The organism is Capnocytophaga sp. oral taxon 326 str. F0382 (assembly GCF_000318295.1).
Taxonomy (GTDB): Bacteria; Bacteroidota; Bacteroidia; order Flavobacteriales; family Flavobacteriaceae; genus Capnocytophaga; species Capnocytophaga periodontitidis.
Window position 1 is genome coordinate 45,241 of record NZ_KB291433.1, and the last position, 11,624, is coordinate 56,864.

At 34.8% G+C, this 11,624-nt stretch carries 11 protein-coding genes; all 11 read right to left on the reverse strand.

The annotated features are described in order from the left end of the window. Nucleotides 1-63 precede the first annotated feature (63 nt). Entirely contained in the window at nt 64-1,098 is a 1,035-nt protein-coding gene (locus HMPREF9073_RS09980; protein ID WP_009413618.1) for a DUF445 domain-containing protein, read from the reverse strand. Nucleotides 1,099-1,162: 64 nt separating this feature from the next. Next, nucleotides 1,163-1,510, reverse strand: coding sequence for a DUF2853 family protein (locus HMPREF9073_RS09985; protein ID WP_002678808.1), 348 nt, complete (start codon nt 1,508-1,510; stop codon nt 1,163-1,165). A 39-nt stretch (nt 1,511-1,549) separates the two neighbouring features. Continuing rightward, entirely contained in the window at nt 1,550-3,223 is a 1,674-nt protein-coding gene (menD, locus tag HMPREF9073_RS09990) for a 2-succinyl-5-enolpyruvyl-6-hydroxy-3-cyclohexene-1-carboxylic-acid synthase (protein ID WP_009413619.1), read from the reverse strand. Then, the gene (gene ppk1, locus HMPREF9073_RS09995) at nt 3,224-5,329 is read right to left on the reverse strand and encodes a polyphosphate kinase 1 (protein ID WP_009413620.1); all 2,106 of its coding nucleotides are present in this window, start codon (nt 5,327-5,329) and stop codon (nt 3,224-3,226) included. It lies immediately after the preceding gene. A gap of 1 nt (nt 5,330) precedes the next feature. Beyond that, the gene (locus HMPREF9073_RS10000; RefSeq protein WP_009413621.1) at nt 5,331-6,605 is read right to left on the reverse strand and encodes an ABC transporter permease; all 1,275 of its coding nucleotides are present in this window, start codon (nt 6,603-6,605) and stop codon (nt 5,331-5,333) included. 23 nt (nt 6,606-6,628) lie between these two features. After that, a complete protein-coding gene (locus HMPREF9073_RS10005) occupies nt 6,629-7,558 on the reverse strand; it encodes an ABC transporter ATP-binding protein (protein ID WP_009413622.1) in 930 nt (309 codons plus the stop codon). 143 nt (nt 7,559-7,701) lie between these two features. After that, nucleotides 7,702-8,817, reverse strand: coding sequence for a hypothetical protein (locus HMPREF9073_RS10010; RefSeq protein WP_009413623.1), 1,116 nt, complete (start codon nt 8,815-8,817; stop codon nt 7,702-7,704). A gap of 213 nt (nt 8,818-9,030) precedes the next feature. Further along, nucleotides 9,031-9,378 (reverse strand): hypothetical protein, encoded by a 348-nt coding sequence (locus HMPREF9073_RS10015; protein ID WP_009413624.1) that lies wholly within the window; start codon nt 9,376-9,378, stop codon nt 9,031-9,033. A 278-nt stretch (nt 9,379-9,656) separates the two neighbouring features. Beyond that, nucleotides 9,657-9,902, reverse strand: a complete 246-nt coding sequence (locus HMPREF9073_RS15290; protein WP_009413625.1) for a hypothetical protein — start codon at nt 9,900-9,902, stop codon at nt 9,657-9,659. Nucleotides 9,903-10,172: 270 nt separating this feature from the next. Beyond that, complete coding sequence (locus HMPREF9073_RS10025; protein ID WP_009413626.1) at nt 10,173-10,790, reverse strand: hypothetical protein; 618 nt, start codon at nt 10,788-10,790, stop codon at nt 10,173-10,175. Between the two features lie 73 nt (nt 10,791-10,863). Continuing rightward, the coding region (locus tag HMPREF9073_RS10030) for a collagen-like protein (protein WP_009413627.1) at nt 10,864-11,624 on the reverse strand (761 nt) is incomplete at its 5' end.

Genomic DNA, 11,624 nt, shown 5'->3' on the forward strand with positions numbered 1-11,624 from the left:
AAGGTAGGGAAGAATTAGCAAATTAGCAAATTAGAAAAGTCAGCAAATAGGCTAATATCTCTTTCAGAATAACTGAGTAAAGGCGTAAATAGCCAAACCGACTAATCCGCCTACCAAAGTGCCATTGATACGGATAAATTGGAGGTCTTTACCTACTTCTAATTCAAGTTTTTCGCTCAATTCGCGTCCCTCCCAGTTCTCCACCGTATGACTGATGAGTTTCCCCACTTCCTCTTTGTTTTTTAGCACAAACTGATAGGCAGTTTTCTGTACCCAAGCGTCTATTTGGTGTTGCAGCTGGGCATTTTGGCGGAGTTCATCGGTGAGGCGCTCCGTAGCGGTGCGCAATAGCTTTGCAAGGTGTTGTTCCCACTCAGGAGTATTGAGTTTTTCGGCAAATTCATACAATTGCACTGTAATTTCAGCCCTGATAGGGTGTATTTCATCTTCTGATGCTTTTAAAGCTAATAAGTAAAGCCCATTGGCAACTTTTTTAGCAACTTTGTTTTTTACAAATGAAGGAGTAAGAGAAGAAAACTGTTCTTTGATTTCTTGATGTATGAGTTCTTCATTTTCAAAGAGATATGTGGCTATTTTCTCAAAAAAATGTTGGAGAAATTCTTGGTGTTTATTCCCATCTAAAAAGGAAATCAGTGCTTCACTTACTTTTTTATTGAGAGGAATGTCCTTTACAAAAGATTTAATCTTAGTTAGTGTACTTTCTTTTGAAAGTTGCTCTATTATAAAGGTAGAGACTTTAATATTGCTAATGTAAGGACGTATTTGTTTAGGTTTCAAAAAGTTCTCTACTACAAAATCACCTAAGTTTTCACCTATATCATTTTTTCGTTCCTCAATGAGGTTAGTATGTGGAATGTTTAATCCTAATGGTTTGTGAAAGAGTGCTGTAACTGCAAACCAATCAGCAAGCGCTCCTACCATAGCGGCTTCGGAAAAAGCCTTTATATAACCTATAAAAGTGAGTTCAGGAGCTTTTTTGTGCCATACCACCATTGCCATATAAATGATAAGCGTCAAAACAAAGAGCCCTGTAGCTATATTCTTGTGGTGTTGTAGTTTTCTTTTTTTATCCTCCATTTATTCTATTACTTGTTATCTGATAAAAAAGGCTGCTCAATGGATGAACAGCCTTTTTTGATTTTTATTTGTTGTAAACGCTTTCTTTTTTGAAGTGTTTAGCCAACAGATAATACACAACTGCACGGTACTTGCTTTTGTTAGATTTGCCGTATTTTTCGAGTACAGCATCAATAGCCTTGTCTAACTCAGGACCATCTTTTAAGCCTAATTTTTTGATTAGGAAGTTTTGTTTTACACGGTCTAACTCAGTTTGGTCAGAGCCAGATACTTTAGAAGCATCATTGTTGTAAATACAAGGTCCTAAACCTACCGTTACTTTTGTTAAGAACTCTACATCTGGGTTCTTTTCACCACATTTTTCTTTTAAATCTTGGGTGTACACAGCGATTAAATCATCACGTTTACTCATAATTTTTTATATTTAAAATTATTAATGCGGTAAAAGTAGTTATTTTTTTATAAACTCAAAATATTTTAACAAAACTTTATCATTTATTTTTCGTGGTGTATGTACTTCTAATAGCTTTGGTACGTCGGATTTTTCGTAAAAATCACCTATTTTTCTCTGTAAATCAGTAAGATTAGTAGCTGACTGATAATTGATGTTGTACATTTCACAAAAATGCTCGGCTGTGAGTTTGTGAGGTGTCTCAAAGAAATATTCAAAGTTAGGATCAGTTTTATCACCAGGGAGTATCCTAAAGATACCTCCCCCTTGATTGTTGAGAAGAATTATTCTGAAGTCTTGTGGAATATACTTGTTCCAAAGTGCATTGCTATCGTAGAAAAAACTTAAATCACCCGTGATAAAAACGGTAGGTGATGCACTCCCAACAGTAGCCCCAATAGCTGTGCTCATACTACCATCAATACCGCTGGTGCCACGGTTGCAAAACACTTTCCAGGAAGGGTGTGCTTTCATCAATTGAGCATATCTGATAGCTGAACTATTACTTATCTGCACAATATAATCATTAGGAATACTCTTAAAAACTTCACTATACACTTTTAAATCGGAGAAAGGAATTTGATTGATATACTCTAAATGAGTTTGTTGTATCTCGTTTTTGACTTTTAACCACTGTTGTTGATAGGTAGAAGGCACGCTCATTAATTTAGGGGTAACCTCTTTCAGAAAAGTATTGATATCTGCTTTAAAATGATCTGTTAAACAGAAATATGAATTATAATCTTTGTGTAAATCTACATTATAGTGATAGGCAGGTTGATAAGAACGCAAGAACTGTTTTATCTTTTTGGAAACTACCAGACCACCAAAAGTAAGTAACAGATCTGGGCGTAAGGCTTCTTTTAGAGTAGGGTCTTTTTCGGTATAAGTGAGCAATTTATCGATATAAGGAATAAAATGCGAATGGTGCAAGTTCGATGTAGTTTCAGTGAGTACTACTACAGAGGGGTCTTTGGCAAGCCATTCAATATATTGAGATTCTACACTATTGGGTGTTAATACCCCTACTAATACCATTTTTTTAGCCGAAGAGTTCCAATGTTTTACAAAATTAATAGCTTTATCCTCATTAATAATAGGATTTTTGATTTCTGCAACGATGTTCTCAAAAGGATACTGTTCTTCGGTAGTGAGGTATAAGGGTTCTTCAAAAGGTACGTTGATATGCACTGGTAATTGCTCCTCTATAGCTGTATTCAACGCTCTGTTTAGTTCATAAAAGTTGCTTTTATCGCTATGCGTTTCATCTGATAGATTGGCATTGTAGGCACTGTGGTTCGCTAGTACATTTACCTGACGTATGGTTTGTCCGTCACCTATATCTATTTTGCTTGATGGGCGGTCGGCAGAGATAACTACCAAAGGGATATTACTGTAAAAAGCCTCTGAAAAAGCAGGGTAGTAATTGAGTAAAGCAGAGCCTGAAGTACATACAACAGCCACAGGCTCACGCCGTTGTTGGGCAATGCCTAAGGCAAAGAAAGCGGCGCAACGCTCATCTACAATACTATAACAGTTAAAATAAGGATCATTGGCAAAACCAATGGTTAAAGGGGCATTACGCGACCCTGGAGAGATGACAATATATTTTATTTGTTTGGCTTTACAGGCTTCTATTACGTGTTGAGCTAGTTTAATTTTTGGTCTTTTCATCTATTCGGTGAGCTTGTTTTTATGCTGATAATACTCATATAGGGCTACTTGAGAGCGCAAGGCAGGGGTGGTGTGAGGGCGATAAGTATTGTCTTGCGCTTTGTTGATGATACGCGCTTTTACATTATCAGCCCAACTTATTTCGAAGGTATCTATCAGCTCTTGCTGTATGGTTTTATCGTAAATAGGGCAACCTACTTCTACTCTGAAAGAAATGTTGCGCGTCATCCAGTCGGCTGAGGAGATGTATACTTTAGGGGTACCTCCATTGCCAAATATAAACAAACGTGGGTGTTCTAAGAACTTATCGACGATACTAATTACCTCAATATTCTCGCTCATTCCTTCAATACCAGGTACTAAGCAACAAATGCCGCGTACAATCATTTGTATTTTTACTCCTGCACGGCTGGCTTCGTATAGTTTATCAATCATCTTGTAGCTGGTGATGTTGTTCATCTTTAGCTTGATATATGCCTCTTTGCCCGCTTTAGCATTCTTGATTTCCTCATCTATCAGGTGTTTAAGTTGTTTTTTGGTATAGTGAGGAGAGACTATTAAATGCTTGAATTTTTGCACATTATAGTTGGTATCAAAGAAGTTGAACACTTTGTTTACCTCTTTGAGAATCACTTGATTGGCAGTAAACAGTGTATAATCAGTATAGATTTTAGCTGTACTTTCGTTGAAGTTACCTGTGCTGATAAAACCATAGCGTTTCAGTTCTTTACCTTCTTTGCGTTCAATTACGCATATTTTACTATGCACTTTGAGTCCGCGTACGCCAAAAATGAGTTTTACACCCTCTGCTTTTAGTTGTTCAGCATATCGTATATTTGATTCCTCATCAAAGCGTGCTTGCAGTTCTATCTGAACGGTTACTTGTTTACCGTTTTTCACTGCATTGATGAGTGAATTGACTACTTGTGAGTTCTTTGCCAAACGATAAATGGTTATTTTTACCGACTTCACTTTGGGGTCAAGGGCAGCTTCTCTCAAAAACCATATAATGTTAGAAAAAGTATGGTAAGGTGTGTATTGCAAATAGTCCTTTTCAGCAATTTTCTTTAGTAAACTCTCTTCAGAGGTAAGTCCTTGTACGGGTAGAGGTTGTATAGGAGCATAGGTCAAATCCTTACGGCCTAAGCTGGGAAAGCTCATAAAGTCGCGACGGTTGTGGTAACGCCCTCCAGGTATTACACTATCAGTTTTTGCAATCCCCATCTTCTCGAATAAGAATTGTAAGGTGTCCTTATCAATCATTTTGTCGTATACAAAACGCACTGGTTTCCCTTTGCGCCGGTCTTCCACACTGGTAGAGATTTTTTCGATGAAACTTTTGCTCAAATCATCGTCGATGTCTAATTCGGCATCACGGGTGATTTTAATCATATTTGCTGTAAGCGATTCGTAATTGAAGATGTTGAATATTTTGTGCAAACAGAAACGAATTACATCATCCAGCATAATGATATAGTGTTTGTCACCTATCTGAGGTAGTTCTATAAAGCGGTCGAGAGTAGTAGGTAACTCAATCAGTGCATATTGTATTTTTTCTTTGTAGACACGTGATGAAAAGAACTTTTCTACACCTGAAGCTTTCTCGTCCTCTTCCTTTAGTGTCATTTTTACTGCCAAATACGCCACATCATCTTTCAGTTGAGGAAACATCTCCAAATCGTTGAGGATAATAGTAAAGAGGGCAGGGCGCACTTTGTCGTAGAAATACGTATTTACAAAGGCTTCGTGCTCAGGTAATAAGGTCTTTTCATCTACTATAAAAATTTGCTCTTTCTCTAATTCTTTGGTGATAGAGTCAATGATTTTCAAACTTTCATCTTGCAAAAGAATTACCTCTTTAGTAATTTCTTCTAAAAGCTCTTTAGCGTGTACTCCTAATTCTTTGTCGGAAGTTTCGTTCATAGCAACACGTTTCACTGTAGCGTAACGCACTTTGAAGAACTCATCTAAGTTGTTAGAAAAAATACCCGCAAAGCGCAAGCGCTCTAATAGAGGCACGCGTTCATCGGCAGCCTCTTGGAGTACGCGAGCATTGAATCTGAGCCAACTCAATTCGCGGTTGATATATTGATTTTCTGTTTTCATTTTATTTCATTTTAAGCCATTTCCACAGTTCTTTATAAGTAGGTTTTTTGCCGTACATCAAGATACCAATGCGGTATATTTTGGCTGCCAATTTGATAATTCCGAAGAAAGAAAGATACAGAATAACAAGGGAAATTGCTACTTCCCACCACGCTACCCCAAATGGTATGCGCATTAGCATTACTATAGGTGAAGTGAGAGGAATGTACGAAAATACTACCGAAATGGTGCCGTGGGGCTCTTCGATTACAGAGAACATTCCTACATAGAAGCCTAACATTAAAGGGACTAATATAGGCATCATAAACTGCTGAGTGTCGGTTTCATTATCAACCATTGCGCCAATCATTGCATAAAGCGAACTATATAGTAAGTAGCCTCCTATGAAGAACAAGAGGAAGACTACGAAGGTTTCGGCAAAAGGGAAATGATATAAAGAACTTACTATATTGTTGATATCCGATAAATTACCTGCTCCTTGTACTGCTTGTGTAGAAGTGTTTACATCAAAAAAAGAAGGAGCTAATGCTAACAATATCCCCCCTATAGCAACCCATATTACAAATTGAGTGATGCCCGCTAACGAAGTACCTAAAATCTTTCCTAACATCAATTCAAAAGGTTTGACAGATGAAATGATAATTTCTATAATTCGATTGGTTTTTTCCTCTATTACGCTGCGCATAATCATATTGCCATAGATGATGATAAACATAAAAATTAGATAACCAGCAATTCCTCCAATGCTTATTTTCATCACGCTATCAAATTCGGAGCTCTTTTCCCCTGTGAAATTCTGTAACTCGATATCAATATGAGCTTTAGCTGCGTCTATTTCCTTTTTATCAATTCCTTTTTGAGTGAGATTATGTTGGAAAAGAGTGCGCTCCATTGCAGCTGTCATCTCATTAGTAAGTGATAAGGAGGGTGATTCTTCACTATAAAAAGCAATATTTTGGTCACCTTTAGCGGGAATGTATAACAATCCATATTGACCTTTTTCTAATACATTGGCTTTGGCATCTTTGAGTGAAATATTATTGAGGTATTGAAACTGAGTTGTCTCGGTATTCTCAAAAGTATTAGCATAGAGTCCGCTTTCATCTACAATCACAATATCCTTAGCCTTGCTCTTTCGGTTCATATCACTTAAAAAGCCAATGATAAAAGCAAACAAAACGAATATAAGTGGACTTACGAACGTCATTATCACAAATGACCTATTACGTATTTTATTTAAGTATTCTCTTTGAATAATAATTCCTAAATGTTTCATAATATGAGCCTCACGGGCAGTTTTTAGTTTGACAATTTATTAATGGTTGAGATAAAAATCTCATCAACGGTAGGGATAGCCTCTACAAAATGAGTTACCTCGGCACGAGTTATAAGGTATTGCAACAAATCGTTAGCGGTTTGTCCTTCTTTTTGCTTGATATGCAGTTTTAATTCGTTGTACAATGTTTTGAAATGCGCTTCACTTAGTTCAAAATGCATTTTCAGTTCGTTCAAGAGAGCAGGTTTCTGGTCTTCAGGCAATTTTAAACCTACTTCGTAAGAATTGTTTTTATAAGCACGTTTGATATCAATAAGTTTACCATCTAATATTTTACGTGATTTATTGATGAGTGCAATATGGTCACACAGTTCCTCTACCGATTCCATTCGGTGAGTAGAGAAGATAATGGTAGCGCCTTGGTCACGCAAGTAGAGAATTTCGTCCTTGATAACATTGGCATTGATGGGGTCGAACCCACTAAAAGGCTCATCAAATATCAATAGTTTGGGGTTGTGTAGTACGGTTACTAAAAACTGTATTTTTTGAGCCATCCCTTTGGAGAGTTCTTGTACTTTTTTGTTCCACCAATCGCCAATATCGAGGCGGTCGAACCAAAATTTAAGTCGTTCCTTAGCTTCAGCTTTGCTCAATCCTTTGAGTTGCGCTAAATACAAGGCTTGTTCGCCCACTTTCATCGATTTATACAAACCGCGTTCTTCGGGCAAATAGCCTATTTGAGCTGTATGCTTGGGTTGCAAAGGTTCGCTGTCAAAAAAAACTTGTCCTGCATCGGGCAGTACAATTTGGTTAATAATACGTATAAGAGAAGTTTTTCCTGCCCCATTTGGCCCGAGCAATCCAAAGATGCTGCCTTTAGGCATGTTTAGCGATACATCGTTGAGTGCGGTGTAGTTGCCGTATTGTTTACTGATATTTTCTATTCTAAGCATTTTGAAAAACGGTTAGTGATAAAATGATTAATGATTAGTTTTCAGAGGGCAAAGATATAGTAAATCAAAAAGAAAAGCAAATAAAAAAAACAGGTTGTTAGGATAACCTGTTTTTTATGATATTTTTTGATGAAAAGTTATAGCTACAAATTGTTTTCGTGGGCTACTCTGATAAAAATCTGAATATAAGTATCCATTTCACGGGCTATGTTTTCTATGAGTAATTTTCGTCGTTGAGGGTGTTTTAACGATTCAAAACTTGGACTATTTAAATTCCAGAAGTCTAAATTGTATCGTGTTGAATATGTCCAACCGTACCAACTATTACTTTCTTTGAAACCTGCATAAGTTTCTCTAACACATTTTACAAATAACTCACTACTAGGGTTCCCATTTTTATGAAAACCAAAATAATAATCATTTTCTAATTCGATATCAAAGTTAACTTCTTCATTAGTTTGAGTGGTATAAATAGGAATAGTAAATCCAAACCATTTATGTCTGTTCCTAGTCCCCCTGTAATACTTATTTACGTCTTGTTCAAAATTGAATTTTTCAAACTTATAACCTTTTGCTATAAGTTCATTTTGTAGTTCATTCCAAAAGTAGTTTTGCATTTCGTATTTATCTATTTCGCCACCTTCAACGAATAAATTACATTTTTCTAAAATGCTTTTAATATTTTCAGAGGGGATAGGTTTAGAGTCTACTTTGTACAAGTCACTTTTTAGTACAGTGATGATACCAAATAACTCTTGTGAAAAATTAGTATAAAACTCAGCCATTAAGGCTTGTTTGTCATTGCCAGCTGTTTCAAATTCATTCATTCGCTGTATGATATTTGCAATGTGTTTGAAGATTTTATCGGTATTGTCTTCGTGTGTGTGCATTTGAATGTATGAGAGCTGAAAGAGTAGTTCTTTGAGTTCATCTACATTTTCACCTCCTTGTGCATCATCACGCATTGCAATAGTAATTTTACCATCTTGTACTATTTCTTTGAGTTTTTCTAAGAAGTTATGAAATACTTCTTGTTTTTTCTCGAATACAGAAAGATTTCTCTCACGTTCTTCTTCAGTGGCAGTTTGTCCTTGTAAAAGGAAAACAGTAACAATAGCTGTGAGTATAGCTCCAATAGCTGAGTTATTAATTTCTTCGACAATTTTAGGGAGCTGATTTTGGTAAATAGTATTAAAGATAAAAATACTAAGAGAGATTACAAACAAAGCTCCTAAGGCAATATATATTTTTCTTGACATTTATTTTTTTATTTAGAGAATGAGGGTGTCCAAAAAGTTCTATTGATGTGGGCGTTTGCAGCATATACCCAGCTATCGCTGGCTTTCCTACATAATATACTACAAAAGTTATTGATTATCAGTATAATCAACTTTGCTAAAGTCTGAAACTTTGGCAAAGTGTAGCAACGCAAAAGTGATTTTGAGACTTTTCGGACAGCCTCATTCTGTAGGTTAATTCCTTTTTGACCAACTACGACCTTCGTTTTTAGAAACATAGGTACCTTTAGAGGTGTGGGCAATGAGTTCTGTTCCAATTACTTGGATAGATTCAAATTCACCATAGGATGAACCTGTATAACGAGTAGACCAGCTACTTCCTCCATTTTTAGAGGCATAAATTCCTTTAGAGGTAATAGCAAAAATTTCACCTCCAAAAACAGCTAAGTCATAAAAGCAACCATATGAAGAGCCTTTATAGCTTGTAGACCAGCTTTTTCCATTACTGGAATGTTCAATTTTGTTGTTGTCGGTAGGGCAAATTCTAATGAATTTGGTACCAAAGTTAATTTCTTGTGCCATTGTTTAAATAATTTAAGTTTTTCCTACTCTGTTATAGGCTTTTCGGATCTGCCTTTAGTTTTTAAAGTAAGTACAATATTTGTTAATTGTTAGTTCTTATAATAATTTCTTTTTCAGCTAGCTTTGTATAAAAAAAGTGTATCCTGATGAAAAAGAAGTACTATTAGATTATCAATTGTATATAGATTTTAGGATATAGAGTAAAAATATTTTGCAATAGACATTTATCTGTTTTATTAGATAGTCTTATTTTAGAATACTAAAAAATTACTTTCATTTTAATTATTTGTTATTTTAAAAGTATAGTTTTCTGGGAAATATTTTGAAAGTCCTAACTCATTGGTGTTAAAATTAAGTTCACTTACAGTTGGATACTTTAAATTAGCTTTTTTTTGCATTTTAGCAATGATTTGTACTTCTTCTTTGTTTAAAGTCCAATCACTAATATATGTATCAAACAATCCTGTTTCGTATAATTGTCCTTCTATTTCTATTTTATTAGGTAGAAAATATCCTTCATACACTATACAATTATCAAAGGTGGTAACATATGCTTCTCCATTCCAAAATTCATCTGAATAAATTTCTTCTTCAGTTTTATAATGTTTAGCAATGTCTCTTCCTATTTTCTTTATATAAGTAGGGAATTTTATAACATATTCTCCTAAAAAGTCCTTTTGTAAAGAATAGTTCCGAGTTTTTTTTTCGTACGATTCTTGGATTTCTGAGTCTGCTTGGTCATTTGGATAGAGATCCTTAAATATTGTATTATGATAAGTATAAACTTCGTTTAATCAAGCATTTCTTGTATTGAACAAGTAGAAGGGGTACCTTTTCATTAAGGAAATATTATATATTTCTTTATCAATATTATATTTTCCTGTTTTGAGTATTACTTCTTTATTTACAAAACTTAAGATGATGTTCTGACTAATTTTTTCTAACATTTTGTACTTATTAGCCATTCGAGCCTCGTATTCTTCTTTTTTCTCATATTCACCTTTTTCAGCCCATTTTTTAAAAGAAACTTCTATGCACAATTTAGCTCTTTCTAACTCAGTTAAGTCTTTACATATTTTCTTGATGATGACATCTTTGTACTTATTTATAGCGTCGTTTTTTGCGCTAAATTCATCTATCAATACATCAAAGGAAAGTTTAATCTCTCCTTTCTTTTTTATGTAGGATTTTTTAGCATTTTCTTTAGCTTTATAAAGAGATTCTCCAGACTTATCTTTTCTCAGCTTATTGATTTCAGCAAGAGAAATACCTAATTTTTGTAAAGCTTTATTTTCAATAGCTTGTTTTTTTATTTCAAAAGCTTTATAGGTATGGGGTGCTTTAGTTTGCCCTAAAATATTAGTAACAAAACACATCATTAATAATGTAATTAGGATTTTAATACTTTTCATTATTATTGAGCTTATTAACAGATATTATCCCTACTCTGTTATAGGCTTTTCGGGTTCCGCCTTTAGTTTAATTTTAAGGTATAGCTTGAATTTTATTAGCATATTGTTTCCAATCTTCAGTCTTTTTGTATGTTTCAATACTGTTTAATGGAACTAAAATATTTGTAGTTTTATTATCTGTAAATAAATTACTTTCAAAAACATAGTAACTTGAACCATTATCACCAATGAAACGTCTATAAGTAGGAGGGGTTTGTTTCTCAATGATAAGAGTTTTTAGTTTAGGACAATTCTCAAAGGTACCTGTAGCAAATGAAATAATACTACTTGGTACAGTTAAGGATTCTAAACTTATACAACCTGCAAAAGAATATTCACCTATACGTTCTATACCATTAGGAAGGGTAGTAAATTTTAGGCGTTTGCAATTTTCAAATGCTTTATTGCTAATTCTTTTAACTTTATTTCCTATAACAATAGAAGTTAAGATTTTATTTCCGCTAAAAGCCTCTGGTCCAATAATGGTAACATCTTTGAGTTCTTTAAAGTCATTCATATTGATAGATGTATAACTCATATCATTCCACTGCAATAGAGTTTTTTTATCTTCACTTAATGTGTAAGATGAAAATAAAGATATATATTCATTGCTCCAGCCACTTGTTTCTTTAGGTCCATAGAGCCGTTTGTTTTGGCTATCGATATACCAATCTCCTACTGCACCTATATTAATAGTAGGGGCTCCTATTCCTGCATAGATTTTAGAGCCATTTTGACCAGGAGTGCCAGGCTCTCCTTTTTCACCTTTTTGTCCAGTGGCACCAGTATCACCTT